Source organism: Microvirga roseola, from assembly GCF_020866965.1.
Taxonomy (GTDB): domain Bacteria; phylum Pseudomonadota; class Alphaproteobacteria; order Rhizobiales; family Beijerinckiaceae; genus Microvirga; species Microvirga roseola.
The window spans coordinates 1-21,085 of record NZ_JAJATX010000030.1 but is presented as its reverse complement, the minus strand read 5'-3'; the positions used below and the strand labels follow the sequence as shown (position 1 = coordinate 21,085).

Annotated in this window: 27 protein-coding genes and 2 tRNA genes; 16 read left to right on the top strand and 13 right to left on the bottom strand. The window is 61.3% G+C overall.

Going from position 1 to position 21,085, the window contains the following annotated elements:
* Positions 1-169: 169 nt before the first annotated feature.
* From LG661_RS16115 to LG661_RS16105, 3 genes are all read left to right on the top strand, one after another.
* Complete coding sequence (locus LG661_RS16115) at positions 170-448, top strand: HU family DNA-binding protein (RefSeq protein WP_230532907.1); 279 nt, start codon at positions 170-172, stop codon at positions 446-448.
* Positions 449-529: 81 nt separating this feature from the next.
* Positions 530-605 (top strand) — tRNA-Val (locus tag LG661_RS16110).
* Positions 606-1,041: 436 nt separating this feature from the next.
* Positions 1,042-1,119 (top strand) — tRNA-Pro (locus LG661_RS16105).
* A gap of 605 nt (positions 1,120-1,724) precedes the next feature.
* On the opposite strand, the gene LG661_RS16100 is transcribed toward LG661_RS16105, so the two are convergent.
* Complete coding sequence (locus LG661_RS16100; RefSeq protein WP_230532930.1) at positions 1,725-2,705, bottom strand: phosphoribosyltransferase; 981 nt, start codon at positions 2,703-2,705, stop codon at positions 1,725-1,727.
* 352 nt (positions 2,706-3,057) lie between these two features.
* Positions 3,058-4,047, bottom strand: a complete 990-nt coding sequence (locus LG661_RS16095; protein WP_230532906.1) for a hypothetical protein — start codon at positions 4,045-4,047, stop codon at positions 3,058-3,060.
* A 205-nt stretch (positions 4,048-4,252) separates the two neighbouring features.
* Here LG661_RS16095 and LG661_RS16090 point away from each other — a divergent pair, with 205 nt between their 5' ends.
* Positions 4,253-4,996 carry an extensin-like domain-containing protein gene (locus LG661_RS16090; protein WP_230532905.1) on the top strand — a complete coding sequence of 248 codons (744 nt, stop codon included), beginning with the start codon at positions 4,253-4,255 and terminating at the stop codon, positions 4,994-4,996.
* Positions 4,997-5,061: 65 nt separating this feature from the next.
* On the top strand, positions 5,062-6,054 hold the full coding sequence (locus tag LG661_RS16085; RefSeq protein ID WP_230532904.1) for a L,D-transpeptidase family protein: 993 nt from the start codon (positions 5,062-5,064) through the stop codon (positions 6,052-6,054).
* Positions 6,055-6,069: 15 nt separating this feature from the next.
* Here LG661_RS16085 and LG661_RS16080 read toward each other — a convergent pair whose 3' ends face one another.
* A complete protein-coding gene (locus LG661_RS16080; RefSeq protein ID WP_230532903.1) occupies positions 6,070-6,345 on the bottom strand; it encodes a hypothetical protein in 276 nt (91 codons plus the stop codon).
* 220 nt (positions 6,346-6,565) lie between these two features.
* Positions 6,566-6,979, bottom strand: coding sequence for a BA14K family protein (locus tag LG661_RS16075; protein ID WP_230532902.1), 414 nt, complete (start codon positions 6,977-6,979; stop codon positions 6,566-6,568).
* 460 nt (positions 6,980-7,439) lie between these two features.
* On the opposite strand from LG661_RS16075, the gene LG661_RS16070 reads away from it, so the two are divergent.
* From LG661_RS16070 to LG661_RS16045, 6 genes are read left to right on the top strand one after another with little or no spacing between them, the layout of a single operon-like run.
* Entirely contained in the window at positions 7,440-7,904 is a 465-nt protein-coding gene (locus tag LG661_RS16070; RefSeq protein ID WP_230532901.1) for a molybdopterin-dependent oxidoreductase, read from the top strand.
* 53 nt (positions 7,905-7,957) lie between these two features.
* Positions 7,958-8,590 carry a hypothetical protein gene (locus LG661_RS16065; protein ID WP_230532900.1) on the top strand — a complete coding sequence of 211 codons (633 nt, stop codon included), beginning with the start codon at positions 7,958-7,960 and terminating at the stop codon, positions 8,588-8,590.
* Between the two features lie 3 nt (positions 8,591-8,593).
* The gene (locus tag LG661_RS16060; protein ID WP_322098882.1) at positions 8,594-9,361 is read left to right on the top strand and encodes a PAS domain-containing protein; all 768 of its coding nucleotides are present in this window, start codon (positions 8,594-8,596) and stop codon (positions 9,359-9,361) included.
* A gap of 15 nt (positions 9,362-9,376) precedes the next feature.
* Positions 9,377-9,874, top strand: a complete 498-nt coding sequence (locus LG661_RS16055) for a sensor histidine kinase (protein ID WP_230532898.1) — start codon at positions 9,377-9,379, stop codon at positions 9,872-9,874.
* Positions 9,875-9,910: 36 nt separating this feature from the next.
* Positions 9,911-10,339 (top strand): response regulator, encoded by a 429-nt coding sequence (locus LG661_RS16050; RefSeq protein ID WP_230532897.1) that lies wholly within the window; start codon positions 9,911-9,913, stop codon positions 10,337-10,339.
* The gene (locus LG661_RS16045; protein ID WP_230532896.1) at positions 10,333-10,962 is read left to right on the top strand and encodes a LuxR C-terminal-related transcriptional regulator; all 630 of its coding nucleotides are present in this window, start codon (positions 10,333-10,335) and stop codon (positions 10,960-10,962) included. Before LG661_RS16050 ends, LG661_RS16045 begins: the two co-directional genes overlap by 7 nt.
* A 50-nt stretch (positions 10,963-11,012) precedes the next feature.
* Here the strand turns inward: LG661_RS16045 and LG661_RS16040 are convergent, their stop codons facing one another.
* The 3 genes from LG661_RS16040 to LG661_RS16020 form a co-directional block, all read right to left on the bottom strand.
* Entirely contained in the window at positions 11,013-11,339 is a 327-nt protein-coding gene (locus LG661_RS16040) for a response regulator (protein ID WP_230532895.1), read from the bottom strand.
* 40 nt (positions 11,340-11,379) lie between these two features.
* A complete protein-coding gene (locus LG661_RS25255; protein WP_322098881.1) occupies positions 11,380-12,969 on the bottom strand; it encodes an HWE histidine kinase domain-containing protein in 1,590 nt (529 codons plus the stop codon).
* Between the two features lie 167 nt (positions 12,970-13,136).
* The gene (locus LG661_RS16020) at positions 13,137-13,535 is read right to left on the bottom strand and encodes a response regulator (RefSeq protein ID WP_230532894.1); all 399 of its coding nucleotides are present in this window, start codon (positions 13,533-13,535) and stop codon (positions 13,137-13,139) included.
* 356 nt (positions 13,536-13,891) lie between these two features.
* On the opposite strand from LG661_RS16020, the gene LG661_RS16015 reads away from it, so the two are divergent.
* Positions 13,892-14,257: a hypothetical protein gene (locus LG661_RS16015; RefSeq protein ID WP_230532893.1), complete on the top strand. Its 366-nt coding sequence runs from the start codon at positions 13,892-13,894 to the stop codon at positions 14,255-14,257.
* Between the two features lie 103 nt (positions 14,258-14,360).
* Positions 14,361-14,555 carry a hypothetical protein gene (locus tag LG661_RS16010; protein ID WP_230532892.1) on the top strand — a complete coding sequence of 65 codons (195 nt, stop codon included), beginning with the start codon at positions 14,361-14,363 and terminating at the stop codon, positions 14,553-14,555.
* 21 nt (positions 14,556-14,576) lie between these two features.
* On the opposite strand, the gene LG661_RS16005 is transcribed toward LG661_RS16010, so the two are convergent.
* Positions 14,577-14,786, bottom strand: a complete 210-nt coding sequence (locus tag LG661_RS16005; RefSeq protein WP_230532891.1) for a DUF2842 domain-containing protein — start codon at positions 14,784-14,786, stop codon at positions 14,577-14,579.
* 156 nt (positions 14,787-14,942) lie between these two features.
* On the opposite strand from LG661_RS16005, the gene LG661_RS16000 reads away from it, so the two are divergent.
* The gene (locus LG661_RS16000) at positions 14,943-15,986 is read left to right on the top strand and encodes a COX15/CtaA family protein (protein WP_230532928.1); all 1,044 of its coding nucleotides are present in this window, start codon (positions 14,943-14,945) and stop codon (positions 15,984-15,986) included.
* Between the two features lie 51 nt (positions 15,987-16,037).
* On the opposite strand, the gene LG661_RS15995 is transcribed toward LG661_RS16000, so the two are convergent.
* Both LG661_RS15995 and LG661_RS15990 read right to left on the bottom strand, forming a co-directional pair.
* A complete protein-coding gene (locus tag LG661_RS15995) occupies positions 16,038-16,454 on the bottom strand; it encodes a DUF1236 domain-containing protein (protein ID WP_230532890.1) in 417 nt (138 codons plus the stop codon).
* A 79-nt stretch (positions 16,455-16,533) separates the two neighbouring features.
* Positions 16,534-17,175 carry a LysE family translocator gene (locus LG661_RS15990; protein ID WP_230532889.1) on the bottom strand — a complete coding sequence of 214 codons (642 nt, stop codon included), beginning with the start codon at positions 17,173-17,175 and terminating at the stop codon, positions 16,534-16,536.
* Between the two features lie 369 nt (positions 17,176-17,544).
* Here LG661_RS15990 and LG661_RS15985 point away from each other — a divergent pair, with 369 nt between their 5' ends.
* A complete protein-coding gene (locus tag LG661_RS15985; RefSeq protein WP_230532888.1) occupies positions 17,545-18,216 on the top strand; it encodes a ParA family protein in 672 nt (223 codons plus the stop codon).
* A gap of 73 nt (positions 18,217-18,289) precedes the next feature.
* Here LG661_RS15985 and LG661_RS15980 read toward each other — a convergent pair whose 3' ends face one another.
* Together LG661_RS15980 and LG661_RS15975 are read right to left on the bottom strand one after the other, a co-directional pair.
* A complete protein-coding gene (locus LG661_RS15980; protein ID WP_230532887.1) occupies positions 18,290-19,573 on the bottom strand; it encodes an O-acetylhomoserine aminocarboxypropyltransferase in 1,284 nt (427 codons plus the stop codon).
* A 106-nt stretch (positions 19,574-19,679) separates the two neighbouring features.
* Positions 19,680-20,204: a CoA-binding protein gene (locus LG661_RS15975; protein WP_230532886.1), complete on the bottom strand. Its 525-nt coding sequence runs from the start codon at positions 20,202-20,204 to the stop codon at positions 19,680-19,682.
* Positions 20,205-20,255: 51 nt separating this feature from the next.
* On the opposite strand from LG661_RS15975, the gene LG661_RS15970 reads away from it, so the two are divergent.
* Positions 20,256-20,693 carry a PaaI family thioesterase gene (locus tag LG661_RS15970; protein WP_230532885.1) on the top strand — a complete coding sequence of 146 codons (438 nt, stop codon included), beginning with the start codon at positions 20,256-20,258 and terminating at the stop codon, positions 20,691-20,693.
* A gap of 32 nt (positions 20,694-20,725) precedes the next feature.
* Here LG661_RS15970 and LG661_RS15965 read toward each other — a convergent pair whose 3' ends face one another.
* Positions 20,726-21,007, bottom strand: coding sequence for a glutathione binding-like protein (locus LG661_RS15965; RefSeq protein WP_407666728.1), 282 nt, complete (start codon positions 21,005-21,007; stop codon positions 20,726-20,728).
* Between the last annotated feature and the right edge of the window lie 78 nt (positions 21,008-21,085).

Here is a 21,085-nt window from a genome sequence, read left to right as displayed (position 1 = left end):
AGGTCCCCGGATGGAAATCCGGGGACCTCTTTTTGTTGGGGAAGGCCAAAAAACGGCTTGTTTCAGCCAATCCGGCACTTGCCTATGGACCAGCTTTGGGCCACAGGGATGTGGCCTGAAACGGTGGTACATAGTGTCTTGAAGCCGCCGTGATCATTGGAGGACAGAAATGAACAAAGGCGAGCTCGTTGCGGCCGTCGCCGATAAGGTGGGTCTTTCCCGGGGCCAGGCTGGTGAGGCGATCGACGCCGCCATCGAGGCTATCACGGGCGCTCTGAAGAAGGGCGATGAGGTGAAGATCGTCGGTTTCGGCACCTTCGTGGTGACCAACCGCGCCGCCGGCGAGGCGCGAAATCCGCGCACCGGCGAGAAGGTCAAGGTTCCGGCCTCGAGGACCCCGAAGTTCCGCGCTGGCGCTGGCCTGAAGGAAGCCGTGAACGGGAAGTAACGCTTTTTCAGCGACGTTCGCATTCAAAGAGGGCCGACCGCGCTTGCGTTGTCGGCCTTCTCTTTTTATGTCAGGCGGAACGGGCGGTTAGCTCAGCTGGTAGAGCATCGGTTTTACACACCGCAGGTCGGGGGTTCGATCCCCTCACCGCCCACCATCTTCCCTCGCACCGACGGCCGGGATCCAGCGCTGCTGCGCTGCCGCAGTTCGGCGGCAAGCCTCGCGCAAGCTTCGTGAGCGATCCTAGAGCCCTCAAGGCAGGTGCGGGCGGCCTGGGGATCTCGGCAGCAAGAGCCCGCCTTCGCAGGGAGGGCTTTATGGTTACTCTTCTCGTCGGATCTGTCATCTGCGCCTTCGCAGGCCTCGTGCTGCCGCCGACCTTCCGTATCATGGCCATTCGTGAGAAAGGCGGGTTTCCCGCCAAAAGAGCGGCTTGAAGTCAGGACTCCGCCTGGCCGCGAGCATGTTTTTCACCGGCTCCTGCTCGTACAGGAAGCCTGGCATCACCCTTGTGGCCATTTCGTATCGAAAATGAATTTCAGGGGTTGCGAACGGCCTCCGTCAAAGCTAAGTGACACAAGCCGTTAAGGCGTCGGAGCGTAGCGCAGCCCGGTTAGCGCACTAGTCTGGGGGACTAGGGGTCGTGGGTTCAAATCCCGCCGCTCCGACCATTCTTTCTCTTGAGAGTTCAAGAATTTGTACTGAGCCGCCGTCCACGGGGGGCTTTGTCGTATCTGGCTCGGCAGCCGCTAGCGCAGCGAAGAAGTGGGTGGGCGGCACAGGCTTGAATGGTGCTCTGCTGAAGAAGCGTCCAACCTGCAGACACGAGGAAGCGTCAGTTTCGAGGCGCAGCTAAAGCGTCGGTGCGAGCAGGAGCGCGAAGGGGAGGACGAGCCCAAGCGCTGTGACACCCAATGCAAACAAGAAGTCCGACATTCCCCGCCCCGCGATTCCCTGCCGGGTGACTAACGTATGTTAGTTTGGGAAAGGCGGAATGGTTCCCGTCACGAAGCCGTGCGATTTCAACAGGTCATGTGACGCTGGATAGGACATTGTGAGTGTCCTTGGCCCGGATGAGCTGAATTTTGTGGCGACACGGGTTGCATTCCTGGGGTCCTGACCTGCGCTATTCGCTTTCCGTTTGAGGCCGGACATCCATCGGGGCGGAGCACGGGAGCTGGCAAAGCAGCAATCCATCTCGTCGGACGGAAGCCGCAACTGCATCGGGGGAGGGCGCCAGGCTGGTACCCCCGTGATGGGGCATGATCGAGCGGGACTACCCTTCGGTGCTGGTCTTGAAGGAGCGCAACATTTTGTCCCCGAACGGATGCCGTTCGATCAGCTTTCGAAGTGACGCTTGCACGCCGATCTCTCTTACCATTTTCGCACGCCGCATGATCGTGCGCATGTTCTGGCTCGCATAGGGAAGCGAAACCCTGTCCGGAGAAGCCATCTGCTGGGTCTCGATGCACAGGACGGGCTTGCCTGAAAGCTTTGCTATGGTCTGTGCCTGCTGCTGCTCGCTCTCCACAAAAAGGATGCAGTCGCTTCTTTTGTAGAATTCCGCCTTGAAGCTTCCATGGATGGCCCTGCGACGACGCTCTTCCGCAGAGGGTAGATCGAGCATTATAAGCTGGCCGTAGTCGATCCCGTTCTTCCTCAGCCATTCCTCCGTTTGGCCCCTGTATTTCTCAAGGCGACTTGTAACCAGGAAGCCGATTTTTCGCGTGATCTTAAAAAGCGGCGTAGCATCGGCGACAAAGCGCTCATAGGCTATCCCGTCATCGTTCTCCTTGGGAGTCGGATCGAGACAAAGTACGCCGTCTATGTCGACGCAACTCCTCTCGAGATAGCCGTGATGGAGGAAGTTCCACTGAAATACCCGTGGGTGAGGAATAGTTTCGAGAACGAAATCCACATGTTCATGGTAAGCTCGCGAACCATAGATTGCACCGTAGACGATATCTCTGTTCGCCTCGGGACTGGCCGCGATCCGGGCGCGTGCATCGCGCATAGCTCCCCCACTATCGATACTGTCATCGACCACGAGTATGCGGCGTCTGTGCTCGGGCGCTGTTTCCAGTCCGTTCCAGTGCTTAGTCACACCGGACGTAAGCGTCTTGCCCTCTAGAAAACGGTCAAGATCGGTCATCGGAATATTGGCCAAGAGGCTAATAAGGTTCGCAGCGAGCATGCCGCTCCGAGGAATCCCAACGACTAGATCGACATCCCTCGGAATGCGATGAAAGTTCCTCATGATTGTGTCGTTGAGATCAGCAACAGATCGGTAATGCATACCTTCTCTCCCTACATGTTTGAGGAAGGGCTGTTTCGCCGTATAATACTTCAAGTGGTTGTCACGGCAGACGCGGCCTTATGACCCATCAATATTACGACAACAGCATGCAGATAAGCTTTAGCCGATAATAGAAGCCTTTGCGATATTTATAAAGGGTTACAGTCGTACCTTGCCTGCTCTGCCGAAAGCAAATTTATCTCACTGCACTCCTTCTTGTATCGAACAGTTTTACCACCGAATCCTCATCGAAGATTGCTTAGATCCTCGGCAGAGGTACTCCTTATGGTGCAGCCAGGCCAGACCTGGGACTCTAGCGGGGCGCAGCCCAGAGCTTGCTCAGCAGCAATTCCACCTCGTTGGAAGGAAGCTGCGACTGCATGGGGGCCAAAGGAGCCAGGCTGATACCCCTAAGGTGGGGCCAATCCTCATCATCCTCGCTTGGCGGATCGATCAGCTCCCAGCTGTCGAAAAGGTCAATGGACTGGTGCCCGGGCAAATCCTTCGAGAGGTAGGGAATGATCTCAACCCAGGGACGGCCATGCGGCCGTGGCGTCACCTTCGTCACCTGCCCGAAGAAGTTCGTCAGGGGACAGCGGACGAAATCACCGATCTCAGGCCAGCGCACCCGCTCGCGCTCAAGTTCCGCCTCCGCATCCTGGAGCGCCTCCCGGAGGCTTGCGACGATCGCCTCGAGCTCTTCGACGCGTTTGGTCCGGCAATGCCCGTGCAGTTGTTCCAGCTTGGGGGCCAGAGACAATTTCTCCTCATCCTCTGTGGCGCTCTCAAAAACCGGGCGCATCTCAGGTCCTTTCTCGACCGGCGGGGCAGGGATCGCCTCGATGGAGAGGACAGGTTCCTCCGACATATCAAACAGGAGTTGGGGCGCTGGTTCCTGCGGACAAGCCGGAACCGGGGGGAGAGGACGCCAAAGAGCGGCTCCGCATTCGGCTGCAATCTGCTTCGCGCTCATCGTGCCTGTAAAAGGTGAGCCGTCCGAAATCGCCGCATCTGCCTGGATGACCATCTGCTGATAGCCTCCCTTTCCACCCGGAAAGGCGAAGAGGCCCTCGGCCAGATCATCCGGAGCCTCCGTGAGGGGACGCCATTCTCCGGCATCCTCACGGCGGTACTGGGAAAGGAGGCGCGCCAGATCCTTTTCTGCCCGGGCGCGGTCGCCGAATGCGAGGGAACAGGTGAGGCCGAAGGGGTCATCAAGGACCTCCCTGGCGCGTGCGAGATCCTGCCTGTCGAACTCCTCCATCAGAGGCAGAACTTCTCGCAGGAGGGAATGGCTCAGCACGGCTCTTCTCCTCGGCCCACATTAGGATTCACGATCCTGTCCAGAAGACACGTTGTCGGTCGTGAGAAAAAGCTCCCATCACGAGGTACTCCAGGCGATGGGTCCACCATTCGGCGTCCAGGAGAGAGGACGGGAGGGAACGGCTGGCCGAACGGCGAAGTTAATCAAGAGGGGCGGGGCTCTCGCCGGAGGAATTGGAGGCAGAATGCCGTTTCGCCTTTTCCATAGCCACATGGCCGGGCAGACCATCGGTCTTGCACTCCTGGCAACCTTGGTGTTCGTCACCCCCGGAGCGGCGCAGGATCCGTCGGCGCCTCTGCCTCCGGCCCGACCCGATGCGACCGAGGCTTCCACACAGAAGAACACGCCGGCAGAGCCTGAACCCGGTGAGCAGACGACACAGCAGGCCGATTCCACGGGCGAAGCCTGCCTCGAGCGTCTTCGCAGCCTCGGCCTTCGCTTCGAGAGCCAGCCACCCGTGGAGGAGGACGCCTGCAGAATTGAGAATCCGGTGTCGGTTTCAGCTCTTCCCAACAATATCGACGTAACGCCGGAATCCTTGATGGAATGCTCGCTGGCCGAAGACGTGGCGCAGTGGATGGGCGAGGTGGTGACACCCGAGGCGGAGCGGCACCTCCAGAGCGCCCCGACCCGGCTGCTCATCGGAACGTCCTACCAGTGCCGCGCGCAGCGTTCGGGCGGCAAACTGAGCGAACATGCCTTCGGCAATGGCATCGATGTCATGGGGTTCAACTTCGACAAGCGCGATCCGATGGTGATCCGCTCCCACGATGAAGGCTCCCCGGAAGCAGCTTTCCAATCCGCCATCCGCACTGGGGCGTGCCCGATTTTCACGACGGTGCTCGGCCCGGGCTCCGACTATGCCCACAGCGACCATCTTCATCTCGACTCCCGGGAGCGCAAGGGCGACTACCGCATCTGCCAGTGAACCTTGGGAACAGGCCGGCTCCTTCGCCCTTATCCAAAGACAAAGCAGCTTGATGGGAGTTTCGGATGAAGGCGTTGGCGTATGTTCTTCTTGGTGTCTGGGGGCTGGTCAGCCCGGCGCTTGCGGCATCCGCAGGTAATGACCTGAGCCGTGAGGCCGTGAACGGGGCCCAGCTTCCGGTCCAGGATAGCGACGGCGTCAGCCCTATCTTCCTCAAGACTCAGGTGCTGCTCGACCGGGCGCGCTTCTCGCCCGGCGTTATCGACGGCCGCAATGGCGACAACACCCGGTTCGCCATCCGGGCCTTCGAGAAAGCTCATGACATGGAGGTCGATGGAAGACTCGACGAGGCATTCTGGTCCAAACTGACCGAAGGCGCGGACGAGCCGGTTCTCGTCGAATACGAGATCACCGAGGACGACGTGAGCGGTCCCTTCACCGAGATCCCTGACGAGATGGAGGAGCAGGCCGATCTCGAGCGCCTGGCCTATACCAACGCCAAGGAGCTTTTGGCCGAGAAATTCCACATGGATCAGGACCTCCTCGAGAGGCTGAACCCGAACAAGGACTTCACCAGGGCCGGAGAGACCATCGTGGTCGCCAATGTGGATGTCGGCCAGGGACAGACCAGCGACGAGCCCAAGGTCGCCAAGGTGGAAGTCTTGAAGGGGGAGAAGGCCGTACGGGCGCTCGCCGAGGACGGCTCGCTCATTGCCGTCTATCCGGCCACCATCGGCAGCGACGCCAAGCCCGCCCCCGACGGGTCGTACGAGGTCAAGGCCATCGCCATGGACCCGAACTACACCTACAATCCGAACGAGTACAGATTCGAGGACGTGAAGACCGACGAGCCCTTCCAGATCGCGCCGGGGCCGAACAATCCCGTGGGCACCGTCTGGATCGATCTTTCTGCTGAGACCTACGGCATCCATGGCACGCCGGAGCCTGCGAAAATCGGCAAGACCTATTCCCACGGCTGCGTCCGGCTGACGAACTGGGACGCGGTGGAACTCGCGAAAATGGTCGAGCAGGGAACGCCGGTTGCGTTCCTCGAATAGGAGGGCGGCCCGGGTCTAGTCGTCGTTGGCCGAGTTCAGCTGATCCGGGCGCATGCCTTCGTCGACCTCCGCGTCATGCATCCTGACGAGCCATTCCAGCTGCTCCTGAACGAAGTCCGGATCGCTGTGAAAGCGCATGGCGCAGGCAACAAGGAAGATCGCGATCTCAGGCAGGTCGCGGTCGCCCAGATCGGGCAGGACCAGTTCCAGGTCGCTCATGCCGCCGCTCGTGACGAGGGCTGCCTCGTTCGGGGGAACGACCATTCCGGCGCTGTCGGGGGACTGAGACATGGGATTCCCTTTGGTTGGCGGGCACCGAACGAATTTCGGCCTTCAGGCCTGCGCGTCTGGGGATTTCACCCCTGTGAGTTCGGATGCGAGGATTGAACCTATTCTGCTAGCTAAGGCAACAGGACGGCCCGTAAAGTCTCTCGCGAGGTTTTCTCGCCAATGAAAAACCCGCCGCAGGTGCTGCGGCGGGTTCCCTGGTCTGCTGAGAGCAGCGTCAGGCTCAAGGGGTGCAGACGTAGCGCACGCCGTTATAGGCGAGATAGGTGCCCGTCACCGGATCGTAGGAGCGGTACTTGCGCGCGCAGTAGGCGGCGACGGACGGGCTCACCGTTCCAGGAGGCGGCGGAGGTGCCGCCTGCGCCTGGTTGGCGATGGCGCCCGCGATCAGCGCACCGGCCGCAAGTCCGGCGACCCCGGCGGCCACGGCCGCACCGCTGTCCCGGCGGTAGTAATAGGGGCGCGGGTGATAACGGTAGGGCCGATAGCCCCGGCGATAGTAGTACTGAGAGTAGCTCTCGTTGGGATAAACCTTCTGAACGTCTGGCAGAGGGCGGCCCTGGAAGGGCTCCGCGCCTGCCGGCATGGCTGCAGTCAAAGTGGCCGCAGAGAGCAGGGCTCCAATGAATTTGCGCATCTCAAGCTCCTCATGTGCAATTTTGCAGGTGGACCATGGCTCCGCTTCGGAGCGGAATATAGGCTTCAAGGCTAAGCTTGTAAAACTTCTTAGTGGCTATCCTTTCCACTGCAGTGCTGAACCGCACATGAAGAAAGCTTATGAAAGAAAAAGTGCATCGAAATCCGTTGCTTCTGCAGCGTCAGGGATGCCGCCGCCGAGTGGAAAACCCGGAGTTCGTCCGCTGCCCGATGTCCGAATACTGCGCTCCATCCCAGGGAGATGCTGGACGCGTCCCTAAAGGGATGCTCTGCTTCGGGCAGCTCTCCTGCGCCGGCTAAGGGGATGTGCAAGGGATTGAGGAGTTCCGGCTGGATTTTCGACATAATTTCATTCAGAACATGTTTGATCTATTATAATCTAACATCAAAGTGACCGTTCATGCGCCGCATTGTGCTGCTCCTGTCGATGATGCCTCCCGATGCTGGGAGGCGGGGCGAGCGCGGCCGAACCGCTTCCTCCTCCGGGCGGCCCCGTCATCCTGACGATTGCAGGCAATATCGAGCAGACGAACGCGCCGGGGGAGGCCCGCTTCGACCGGGAGATGCTCGAGGCTTTGGGGACGGCTTCCATTGTGACGAGATCTCAAGTTTCGGAGACACCACAGACGTTCGAAGGGGTGCCGCTGCGGGTCGTCCTGGAGCGCGTGGGCGCGCGTGGGCGAGTCATGAAGGCCGTTGCGCTGAACGACTACGAAATTTCCATTCCTCTCGATGACCTGCGCTACGAGCCCATCCTGGCCATGCGTATCGACGGGCAATTGCTGACGCCGCGCGACAAGGGGCCCCTTTGGATCGCCTACCCGCGTGACGCTCACAGCATCCTGCAGGACCTGAAGTATGATGCCCGCTGGGTATGGCGATTGCGGCGGCTGACGATCGAATGAAGACGAAGCTCGGTTGACAAAATGACCGGACGATCCTGATCACGCTCCTCTGGGTGGCGGCCCTGGTCGCGTGCCTGGGCTTTACGGTGATGCGGCTGTTCGAGGTGGACCGTGAGCTTCGCATTCAGCATCCCTCCGCGGACATCTGGCAGATTACCCAGGCTCAGTACGAAGCCGCTCTTCTGGCCGAAAGCCTGGCCCGCCACGCGGCGGGAGAAGTCATTGCGGTTCCGGAGCAGGCACCAAGCTTCCGGATGACCATTCTCATCAGCCGGTTGAATGTTCTGCTGCAGGGCCCTCAGGGAGAGGTCGTGGATAAACTCGGGCTTTCGGGGCCTTCGAAGCAGGCTTATCTGCAGCTCTCCCTGGCCGAGCCCCTTTTCAACGGCCATGTGGAGCCTTTGAGCGCGAAGCTGCTGCAGGGGCAGATGCGGGATCTTGCGTTCCAACTCAGGGGCGCGGCCAACAGGATGCTCGTGTTCAGCCGCGAGGATGCGGCTACGCGGCGCTCCCGCTATCTGCGCGTCGTGTTCGAGGGCCTAGCATTCACGACGGGCATCGTGATCAGCGCGGGCTTCGTCCTGCTCCGCCTCTTCAGGGGCTTGCAGGAAGCCACGCAGGCGAAGCGCCTGCTGCGCCAGGAGCAGGAGCTTTCCGACCCCGTCATCAACAACATCAGCAATTAGGGCATCGTCATCTTCGACGGCAATCTCTGCTGCCTGCTCTGGAATCCCGGCATGGAGGGAATCCTCGGGATCCGGCCGCAGCAGGCGGTCGGGCAGCCCATGCCAATTCTCGACAATCTCTTCAGCAGACCGGAGATCATGCAGTCCCTGCGGCAGGCCATTCAGGGGACCAACTCGGTCTTCGAGCATGAGGCCATTCTGCCGTCGGGCCATGAGCGCTGCCTGGAAGTCAACTGCCTGCCGCTCAGCATGGCGGAGCGCAAGCTTGGAATCGCGTTCCTGCGCGACGTCACGGAGCAGTGGCTCGCCCGCAAGCAGGCCGAGCGGCAGAACTCGGACCTGGAAATCAAGGTCCTTCAGCGCACGGCAGCCCTGAGGCAAGCGGAACGCCGGCTGATCGCCGCCATCGAGACCGCGCCGGACGGATTTGCCGCCTTCGACTGGACGGGAAAGCTCCTTCTCGCGAACGAGCAGATCTGGGCGGCGGAGCCCGTGACCTTCTGGTGCAAGGAGGAGCTGACGCTGTCCACCTTCCTGCGCTGCTTCGCCATGTGCGAGGGAGCCGACCGTCGGTTCCTGGATGCCGGGCCGCCCTTCGAGGAGATCGAGATCGATCTCATGCTCAAAAGGAACGTCTGGGCTAGGCTCTCGGTGACCAAGGCCGACGGGGCGACGATCTTCGTGCGGCTGACCGACATTTCCGTCTACAAGCATGCTGCGCAAGCGCTCCAGTCTGCCCTGGACCGCGAGCGCGAGACGACCAGCGCCTAACGCAGCTTCGTCTCCATGGTGTCCCACCAGTTCCGCACGCCGCTGGCGATCCTCGACTCGAGCGCCCAGCGAATTCTGCGAAGGGGCGCCGAACTCACGCAGGACGAACTCGTCTCAAGGGTCCAGAAGATCAGAAGCGCCACCAACCGCTTGACCCGCCTGGTGGAGAGCGTGCTGAACGCCGCCAAGCTCGATGCGGGCAGGATCGAGCTCAATCCCGCATCCAACAACCTTGCCGGGCTCGTCCTCGATATCTGCGACAGGCAGCGGGAAATCAGCCCTCATGCCGATATCCGCTTCGATGTTCCGGACACTCCCGTGCAGGTGTATTGCGACAGCATGCTGATCGAGCAGGTCGTCATCAACCTGCTGTCGAATGCCATCAAGTACTCGGGCGACACTCCGGTGGCCGAGATCAAGATATGGATGGAGGGCGCCCGAGTCTTCTGCTCGATCCGCGACTGGGGCATCGGAATCCCGGCGGACGAGGTGTCGAAAATTCAAGCTGCATGAGTGATCCAGGACAATGAACAATCTTAAGACAATCCTGTGCGTCGAGGACGAGGAAGACCTGAGGAGCGACCTCGCAGAGGAGCTGACTGCCTCGGGGTACAACGTCCTTCAGGCTCCAACGGGGGCGAGGCCATTGCGCTCCTGGAGCGGCAGCGGCCCGATCTGGTCCTGTGCGACATCACCATGCCGGGCCTCGGGGGCTACGACGTGGTCAAGGCCATGCGGCAGAAAGAGAACATGGCGGATGTCCCGCTGATCTTCCTGACCGCCCTGGCCGACCGGAACGACGTGCTCGTCGACGAGCAGGCCGGCGCGGACGACTACCTGGTGAAGCCCATCGACTACGAGATCCTGCTGGCCACCATCGCAGGCCGTCTCGATCAGGTCGCCCGCGTCCAGACCGGCGCCATCCACCGCGCCGAGGAGGCATGGCAGGATGTGAGGAGGCATGGCAGGATGTGTTGAAATCCTCCCACGGGCGTGCTGTCGACGCGCTCTACAAGGCCACTTTCACCTTCGACCGCTTCATGGTCGGTGTCGTTATCGTCGGCGAGGATGGCAATGTCCGTCTGATGAACAAGGAGGCGGAGCGCATCCTGGGCGAGAACGACGGCCTCGTCGTTTCGCAGGGAGTGCTCAAGGGCTCCGTGCCGAAGCAGAACGCCAAGCTCTATGAAGCCATCGAGCGGGCTTTCGAGGAGGAGACGCTGGACGAGATCGTCTCCTTCCCCCGCATCTCGGGCGGGCGTCCCTACCTCGTGCTCATCCCGGGCCAGCGCTTCTCGGCGGATGAGCGGCCGGAAGCCGTCGTGCTCCTTATCAACGATACGCAGCAGCGGACCCGCGTGTCCGGCGATGCGCTCGTCCGGCTCTACAATCTGACCCCGTCCGAGACCCGGGTGGCGCTCTTGCTGATCGACGGCACGCGCCTCGACCAGATTGCGGAGGAGCTCGAAGTCGCCCAGACCACGGTCGTCTTCCACCTGAAGAACCTCAACTGTATGCAAAACACCAAAAAAGGCAGCAGGACGCCAGTTTCGTGTTTTGGACCTCAAGCGTTGGCAGGCACTACATTTCCGGTCGCCTGACCCTTTCAAAGCATGCAGCCGATCCAGAAAGCGCCCTGTACGTTCTCGTGTTAGTGAACGATCTTCGAAATGGCTTGGGCCAAGTCCTGACCCAAGAACGGCTTCTGGATACGAACAGCATCGTGATAGCCTTCGATGAACACTTTTGAACCGTAGCCACTCGCGAACAAAAATGGGATTCCACGCTGCCGCAGCACGTCAGCAACAGGAAAGCTTAGTCGCCCATCCAGATTCACATCGAGAACGGCGAAGTCGAAATCACCTTCCAGTGCCAGCGGTAGCGCCTGATCCAAGCTTGTCGCCATCCCAGCAACGTCGAAGCCAAGTTCAACCAAGAGGTCTTCGACGTACATCGCGACCATAACTTCATCTTCCACGATGAGCGCCCGTCTGGGCCTTGTACTCTGACCCATCTTCTCAAAACTCTCGGGAAGCGGTTGTCGGGAATGGCGTATCAATGATGCACACCACACCGCTTTCTGGGTAGGATATCTGGACAGAGCCGCCGAGTTCTGCTGCCAATCCTCGCTCAATGAGCCGGGTGCCAAAGCCCTTGCGGCTGGGCGGCGTGACTTTTGGCCCTCCTTGCTCAGACCAGACCATATGAAGTTTTTGCTCCCCATCTCCTTGTTCGACCTGCCAATGAAGGCTCACCTTTCCGCGCTCATTCAACAGGGCACCGTACTTGATCGCATTGGTGGCGAGTTCATGAAGCGCCATCGCAATGGCCAAAGCGGTCTTAGGGGACAGGTGAACCTCTGGGCCGCTGACCTCAAACCGTTCCTCCCGGTCACAGCGGTGCGCGCGCAGCGCCATCTCCACCACCAGATCGAGGGTGGTTCCTTGCCAGTTGTGCTCCGTGAGAAGATTGTGAGCGTTCGATAGAGCAATCAGCCGCGCATCAATTCTTTGGCGAACGTCTGCTTCAAGTGCGCTCGTTCGGAGAGTCTGTGCTGCGATGGATTGAACCGTCGCAAGGGTGTTTTTCACCCTGTGGTTCAATTCATTGATGAGCAGTTCGCGGTGCTTCTCTGCTTCTCGCCGCTCCCTGATCTCCCGTTGGGCTGCATCATAAAGGCGAGCGTTATCAATTCCAATGGCAGCTTGCGCTGCGACACCAACCAGCAACTCCTCGTGACGTGCAGTGAATCTGCTGGGCTCGGGATGGCCGAAGAACAGCCCGCCCATCACCTCTCCCGAGCGGGACTTCACCGGAACGGCCAAGTAGCTCCTTACCGGGAGGTGGCCCTTAGGCATTCCATTGTAAGGCGCATTGCGCCCATACCTCGGGTCTACGAGAATATCGTCAGATCGAACCGGACCTTCGCCGTTGAATGTCGGTGAAAACACATGGGTCGCTCGAGGGTTTGGGAACTTGGAAAAGTTCTCCTTTGGCACACCCGAGATCGTATAGAGCGTAAGCGTGTCACCGCGATTGTCGGTGGTGTTATAGAAGAATGCGCCAAACTGGGCTCCCGTGAGGCGCACGCCCGCATCGGTGACGATCTGCACCAGCCTTTCAAGGCTAAGCTCCGCAGAGACCAGCGCCATGGTTTGATTCAAAGTCTCAAGATGCAGCTTTTCTTGCGTAAGAACCTCAGCAATCCGCTGCTGCTCGGATATTTCCGTGTTGGTTCCACACCACCGGATCACGCGGCCCTGCTCATCCTTCTGGGGCTGAACGCGCGTGAGAAATGGCCGGAAAACACCGTCCGCGCCTTTGATTGGGAATGCCCATTCAGCGGGTTCACCCGAAGCGACTGCTGCAAACCACAGTTCCACAACAATCGGAAGCACAGCGGGATCAAGGGCGGACCTCCAGCCCTGCCCAAGCATCTCTTCAGGTGTCATCCCGGTGTAACGATACCATTGCTGGTTATACCAGTAGGCGTGCCCATCCGGTGTTGCCATCCAAGCAAGTTGCGGCAAGTGATCCGCAAACGCAGCGAAATCCGCTACCTCCGGTGCCTTGAGGGACAACATAGTTACCACTGAATTGTTAGTCATGGAGTTGGAACACGCACCGATGCGCTGGCGTAGCCATGACGCAATGCGGCAAATCCCTCTGAACCGTCCCAAATCATTTGCAGCCCCTTCGCACCAGCATGCGCTAAAGTGCTTCTCACAGCCGATTTTTCAAGTTTTCTCACTATGTCAAGGTGCTTACCGGCTGTTTATGCCGCTTCAGTGTGAGCTTCAGTATGACATGGCTGATTGGCAAGGACTGCACGAAGAGCGTCTGAAAGGGATTGATAGCTGAAGGGCTTCGGAAGTGTAGGAGCGTTACAGAACCGGCCTGGAAGAACTTTCGATCCATATCCGGTTGCGAAAATGACAGGGATGCCACGGGTGCTCAGGATATCTGCAACAGGGTAGATCACTGAGCCATCCACGTTGATGTCGAGGATTGCCGCATCAAGCTCGGCGGTTTGTGCAAGTTTGATTGCCTCGGCCATCTTAGCGGCTGGCCCGACAACCTCACTGCCGAAGTCATGAACCATGTCCTCGACAAGCATGGCAATCATGGCTTCATCCTCAACAACGAGAACGCGGCATCGTGGTTTTTCACTCATGCGTGCTCCCGAACCGGCCAAAAAAGCAAAGCTCGGGATAACGGTTACGGTTCGAAGGGGTTCCCGCTTAGAGTATCCTGCTTTCCGTCTCTCGAACCTCTTCCGCAAGACCGGCACCAACCGGCAGGCGGATCTGATCCGTGTCCTGCTGTCGGTCCCCCTGCGGACGAGCGGAGACGATATGGCGCCCATGAAAGGAAGCGGCGGACGTTAACCTGTCGGTCACCATTCTTCGAGAACGGAGCGGTGATCCGGCCCTTGCCACATTCCGTTCAACTTCCGGAGAGGTTCGCCCGGATATAAGCTTTGCAAGAAGGGGGAGGTGGACACTCCCTCATGAGCTCGGGTGATTGATCATGAAGGTCTTCCGTTTCGTCTCCGGTACGGCTGCCGCCATGGCGCTGGCGGCCGGTCTGGCTGCCGCCCAACCCGCCGCGGCTGCCGATCGTCTTTCTCCCGGTGCGGCTGCGGCCCTCGGCGTGTTGGGCGGCCTTGCGGTCGGTGGCGCCATCGCCGCCTCGCAGGCCCCCGTCTATGCGGCTCCGGCCCCGGTTTACGTGGCTCCGCCGCCGCCTCCGCCGGTCTATGTTCAGCCTGCGCCGGTCTACTACGTGCCGCCGCGTCCGCGCCCCGTCTATGTGGAGCGCTGCGTGAGGGAGCATTACAGCGAGTGGGTCCCCGGATGGGGATGGGAACGCCGCACCCGCCGGGTCTGCGGATAGTGCCGAAAAGGCCCGCCTCGAGCGGGCCCTTTTCTTTTGGCTGCCCCCAGAACCGGGACTCCGCTGAGGCGTTGACGAGGAAAGGTCTTCAGCGAGTCCCGTCATGACGAAGAATCCGAGCGATCACGCCGCCTCCGACCAACCGAAGCTCAACCCCGGCGATCAGGCTGAGCCGGGAACGCCCGGCGCTGGCGAGAATATCTGTCCGGAATGCAAGGGCAGCGGGCGTATCGGCGCAACCGCATGCCCGATCTGCAGCGGAACCGGCAAAGTCGTCGAAGGGATCGGCGGGGCCTGACCAGCAGCGCCTCTGGCGCGCTCAGGACTTGTCCGGCTTGGCCATCCAGCGGATCAACGGCATCAGCGGTACGACCCAGATCAGCCCGAGAACCATGTAGGCGAACGTCTGGACAAGCTTGGGTGCCGCCGTGATCCGGCCCTCGGCAACGGCCATCGCGAAGAGCGCGTAGAAGCAGATGAAGGCGATCATCACCACCGTGCCGATCAGCTTGCGCGTGCGAATGCCCATAATCTCCACCTCTCCTGAAGCCTGTCGCCGTGCCGCTGCGTCACTGGCATTGATTGCGTCCGGCGGGCGCAGCCTCTATGTGACAGGCCATCTCCTGGGTTCAAGCCCTAATCGACTGTGAGAGTGAGCATGGCTGTCGCAGCCTCCACGGAGGGCATGCCGCTGGCGCGCCTTCCTCAGACGCAATCCCTGACCGCGGTCCGGTCCTGGCTTTATCTTCTTGCCGCCCTGGTCGTCCTGATGGTGGCGGTGGGCGGAGCCACGCGCCTGACCGGGTCCGGCCTCTCGATCACCGAGTGGAGGCCCGTCACCGGAGCCATTCCGCCGCTGTCCGAGCAGGCGTGGTTGGCCGAGTTCGAGAAGTACCGGCAGATCTCCCAGTACGAACTCGTCAACAAGGGCATGACCCTCTCCGAGTTCAAGTTCATCTATGCCTGGGAATGGGGGCACCGGCAGCTCGGCCGGTTGCTGGGTCTCGTCTTCTTCCTGCCGCTGGTCTGGTTCTGGGCGAGGGGAGTCATCAAGGGTCGGTTCGCGCTGACCCTGCTCGGGATCGGGGCCCTGGGCGGGCTTCAGGGCGCCATCGGTTGGATCATGGTGGCCTCCGGGCTGGAGCCCGGCATGGTGGCCGTCGCTCCCATCAAGCTCGCCCTGCACCTCACCGTCGCCAGCGTCATTCTCGCCTGCCTCGTCTGGGTGGCTGCAGGACTGAAAGAGAGAAGCGCCTCCGAGAAGACGGCGGAGATTGCCGGACATGCTCCTCGTATTCTGGTCGGCCTGATCCTGTTCCAGATCGCGCTCGGCGGCCTTGTCGCGGGCTCGAAGGCGGGACTGACCTACAATACTTGGCCGCTGATGGATGGGGCATTCATCCCGCCGGTCTCTGCGCTCTTCGTGGTCCAGCCGTGGATCGAGAACTTCGTCGACAATGTCGCGCTCGTTCAGTTCAACCACCGCATGGCAGCCTATGCGATCGTCGCCTTCGCGATCTGGCACGCCTGGGACATGCGCCGGAGGGTGCCTGGGGCCAAGATCGCCTGTCGCGCCACGGCCGTGGCCGGACTCACCCTTGCGCAAATGGTTCTCGGGATCGTGACGCTGCTGCTCGTGGTGCCCCTCTGGGCCGGTCTCGCGCATCAGGTCTTCGCCATGGCGGTCCTCGGCATGACGGTCGCCCATGCGCGCCTGAGCACCCGATAAGAAAAGGGCGGCCTCAAGGGCCGCCCTCCACAAAGCCTGAAACCTTGGCTTTTAGCGGATCACCTGCACGATGCGGCGGGTGCCGGGCTCGACGAGAACCGGAACTTCATTGACGACCGTGTAGCGATAGCCGGTCGCTCCATACTCGGCCGGAACCTCGTAGAGGGTCACTTCCTGCTCAGGGAGAGTCGTGCCGACGCGAACTTCCCGCTCGATGCGGTAGGACGGCACGTCCTGCTGAACCACGTACTGGCGGAAGCGGGGCTCCTGGGACTCGCCGAGGATGCCGCCGACGATAGCGCCCGTCACGCCGCCCACGGCTGCGCCGACCGGACCGCCGATAATCGCGCCGCCGGCTGCACCCGTCGCCGCGCCGGCCGCAGCGCCGCCGCCACCGGACTGAGCAAATGCGCCGACCGGAGCCATAACGGCAAGAACGGCGCTGGTAAGGATCATCTTCTTCAGCATTGAATTCGCTCCTTGATCGTGAATTCGCGGACTTAACGGCGAGGAGCGGAGGAGGTTCCGAGTGGTTTTGGCGAGAAAACTAGATGCGTTTTACTGTGAATAACCCTGGAACCGCATGGAACAACGCATTCAAGGCAAATCCAATGAACAGGAGACCGGAAGCTCGCGTGATCGCCACCTCGTACCGGCGGTAGGTCTTACGAACGGCCCCGGCGCCGACGATAATGACGAGAATGGCGTAGGCCAGCATCCCGCCCAGGGTGCAAGCCAGAACGAGGACCGGCAGATGGATCCAGGTAAGGGCGTTGGCCTGGGCCGAGAGCAGGGCCGTCAGGGTGGCGATGGCCACAGGATAGGCTTTTGGGTTTGTCATGCCGAAGGTCAGGCCGTGGAGGAGGGGACGGCGAACGGGAGCATCGATCCGACCGTCGCTGCCCCGCCGCACCCGAACGGCCCGCCAGCCGAGCCAGAAGAGATAAAGGCCGCTGACGAGGCCGAGGAGGTCGAAGACGAAGGTGCCGATCGTGGTCACCCCGATGATGGCGATCAGCGCCAGGGTCGACCACAGCACGTCTCCGGCCAGATGCCCGAAGAGGAAGGCGGCTCCCGCCGTTCGCCCCCTGTCGGCGCCGATGCCGAGAACGGCGAGCACGCCAGGGCCGGGGGTGATTCCGTAGACGAAACCGGCAAGGACGGCGGAGGCGAGAAGCGAGATGTCCATGGCGTCTTCATGCAAGGGATCGGAATGATCCGGCCTCGTCCTGTAAACGTTTATACTGGCTGCTGAAGCTCTGCTTTGGTTGAAGCCGTGTCTTTGGTTTTGCTTCGCTCCCAGCCGTCTTCCGGGGCGCTTCAGTTTCTCAACCGGGCAAATACCCGACGGCATGGATGACGGTCGGATAACCGGCGGTCGATTACAAAGGAACGGGAATTCTTCTACGTGCTTATTGCTATCCGCCCGGGATATGCACAGAGTGATGAGCAGTGGAAATAGGAAATCAGGTCCTGTTCTGCTACAGAGAGACAGGTTCGGGAGCGAAATCGCTCTCTTTCGCCGGGCTGTAGGAACAGGCTTATTGAGGAGTCAGGCATGAATGTGCTGGTGTTTGCTTCGCGCAAGGGTGGCTCAGGGAAGAGCACGCTCGCCGCTCACCTTGCGAGCTATATCGCACAGCCCGGGCGTCCGACGCTGCTGATCGACAACGATCCGCAGGGTTCGCTCTCCCTGTGGCACAAGATCCGCGATCAGGAGCATCTCGGCCTCAAGCACAACGTGCGCAACATCGCCGACGCCGTGAAGGAAGCCAAGCGCGAAGGTTATGAATGGGTGCTCATCGACACGCCCCCGAACAAATCCGCCATCGTCGCCGAGGCGATCAAGCAGGCGACGCTCGTGATCATCCCGACCCGCGCCAGCCTGTTCGATATCGCAGCGCTCCAGGACACCGTCGCCATCGCGCGCGACCTGCGCAAGCCTTACGCGGCAGTCATCAACGCTGCGCCGCCCAAGCGCGGTGAAGCCGAGGCTCCCGTCGTGGCCGATGCCCGCGGCGCCCTGAACGCTCTCAAGGTGCCGGTCTGGTCCGGCCAGATCACCCACCGTCCCGAGCTCACCCTGTCGCTCGCGACGGGCGAGGGCGCCAGGGAGTATGAGCCGTCCTCGCAGGGCGCTGAGGAAATCGGACGTCTCTGGACGGCGCTCGAGCGCTCCCTCAACGCGATCCACAATTCCTACAAGAAGGCCGGCTCCCGCGCTGCTTAAAGCCCCCGGCTTCTCCATTCATCAAAAAAGGGCGGCTCAAGGCCGCCCTTTTCTGTTTCGGCCTGGATCGCGGCTATGCCGCGTCCAGGGCCTGGTTCAGATCGTCAATCAGGTCTTGCGTGTCCTCGAGACCGATGGAGAGACGCACGACCTCGGGGCCGGCGCCGGCCTGCGTCTTCTGCTCGTCTGTGAGCTGGCGGTGCGTGGTGGAGGCCGGATGGATCACCAGGGAGCGGGTGTCGCCGATATTGGCGAGGTGCGAGAAGAGCTTCAGATTCGAGACCAGCTTCACGCCCGCCTCGTAGCCGCCCTTGAGGCCGAAGGTGAACACGGCGCCCGCGCCCTTGGGGCAGTATTGCTGGGCGAGGTTGTGGTAGCGGTCGGAGCGAAGCCCCGGATAGCTGACCCAGGAGATCTTGCTGTGGCCCGCCAGGTGCTCCGCCACAGCCAGCGCATTGTCCGAGTGGCGCTGCATGCGCAGCGGCAGGGTCTCGATGCCGTTGAGGATCAGGAAGGCGTTGAACGGAGAGAGGGCAGGGCCGAGATCGCGCAGGCCGAGCACGCGGCAGGCGATGGCGAAGCCGAAATTGCCGAAGGTCTCGCCGAGCACCATCCCGCCGTATTCCGGGCGGGGCTTCGAGAGCATCGGGTATCGGTCATCGCCCGCGAAGTTGAACGAACCACCATCCACGATGACGCCGCCGACCGAGTTGCCGTGACCGCCCAGGAACTTGGTCGCCGAGTGCACGACGATATCCGCGCCATGCTCGAAGGGGCGGATCAGGTAGGGAGAGGCCATCGTATTGTCGACGATGAGCGGGATGCGATGCTTCTTGGCGACGGCGGAGATCGCCTGAAGATCGACGATCACGCCGCCCGGATTGGCGATGGATTCGACGAAGATCGCCTTAGTTCTTGGCGTGATGGCGGCCTCGAAGGAGGACGGATCGTCCGAATCGGCCCAGACCACGTTCCATCCGAAGTTCTTGTAGGCGTGATTGAACTGGTTGATCGAACCGCCGTAGAGTTTCCGGGCTGCGATGAACTCGTCGCCGGGCTGGAGCAGAGTGTGGAAGGTCAGGAACTCCGCCGCGTGGCCCGAGGCCACGGCCAGCGCGGCGGTGCCGCCCTCCAGTGCCGCAACGCGCTCCTCGAGGACTGCGCAGGTCGGGTTGCCGATTCGGGAATAGATGTTGCCGAAGGCCTGCAGGCCGAAGAGCGAGGCCGCATGGTCCACGTCGTCGAAGACGAAGGATGTGGTCTGGTAGATCGGCGTCGCCCGGGCGCCGGTCGCGGCATCGGGAGCGGCTCCCGCGTGAATGGCAAGCGTGCTGAAACCTGGCAGACGGTCGGTCATGTTGGGCCCGTTCCTCGTAAGACAAATATCGTTCTATTTAAAGAACGAAACGTTCGTTACGTCAAGGAGCCCGCTGCGGTAACGATCCGGCTGCTGCCTTGCTCCTCTAGGGTCTGTTGAGCCCCAGCTTCTGGAAGCCCTTTCCGGAGAGGACCGGTTTCTTGGCGCTTAGCATCCGGGAGTTCACGCCCTGCCAGGAGATCTCGCCGGAGAGGCGACCGAATTCGATCTTGGGGCAGCGGTCCATCACGACCTGGACACCCTTCGTTTCGGCTCTTGCCGCGGCCTCGTCGTTGCGGACGGAGAGCTGCATCCAGATGACCTTGGGCAGCGGATCAAGGGCCAATGCCTCGTCGGTAATGGGGCCTGCCCCTTCCGAATTGCGGAAGATCTCGACCATGTCGATAGGGCCCGGCACCTCACTCAGCGAACCATAGACCTTCTTGCCGAGAAGCTCGCCCCCGGCCAGGCCCGGATTGACCGGGACGACGTCGTAGCCGCGTTCCAGCAGATATTTGGTGACAATCCAGCTCGGGCGGGCGGGGTTCTGCGAGGCGCCGACCAGCGCAATGGTCTTCACGCTGTTGAGGATGCCGCGGATATAGTCGTTCGGGTAGTTGTCGTGGTTCATGGAACGAACGTATGGGATAGGGAAGGGCAGTTCAATCGGCTTTAGGCATTCATGGCATCCCATCACCCGATCATGACCCGGGAGGAACTGAGCGAGTTCCTCGACCGGGAATTCCCGCAGATCCACATGGGCGGGCGCACCTACTTCGTGGAGGAGGTCGGTCCGCGTACAGCGCGGATGCGGATGGACTACCATGAGCGCCACATCCGTCCCGGCGGGACCATTTCGGGGCCCGCCATGATGGCCTTGGCGGATCTCGCCCTCTACGTCACGCTTCTGGCCCATATCGGCCCGGTCGCCCTGGCGGTGACGACGAGCCTGAACTTCAACTTCCTGAGGAAGCCGGAGCACCGCGCACTCATCTCCGATTGCCGCCTCCTGAAGCTCGGCAAGAGGCTCGCCGTGGGCGAGGTGTCCATCTTCTCGGAAGGCAGTCCGGACATGGTCTGCCATGCGACGGGGACGTACTCGATCCCGGATCGCCGGTGAACCTCGGAGCTATTTCGCTTCCCGGGGCGGCATCAGGGCATCGTCGATCTCCCGTGCCGGATGGCGGCCGGTCGGCTGGCGATGCGCTGCCAATAAGCCTCAAAGGCGGGGCGCTTTTCGAGCGTTCCGAACATCATGCCCCAACCGATCTGCGATCCCACGTAGACGTCTGCCGCCGTGAACCGGTCGCCTGCGATGTAGTCGGATTGGGATACGGCGTATTCCAGGGCGTTCAGCACGTCTTCGACGCTGCCGTACCCGACCATTCCCTTGCGCTCGGTGGGAATCTCGAAACCGAGGGACTTGTTGCTCACGGAGGCCTCGACAGGGCCTGCCGCAAAGAACATCCACCTAATGGGATGGACGGCTCTCCCTCCCGCCCTGCACGATAG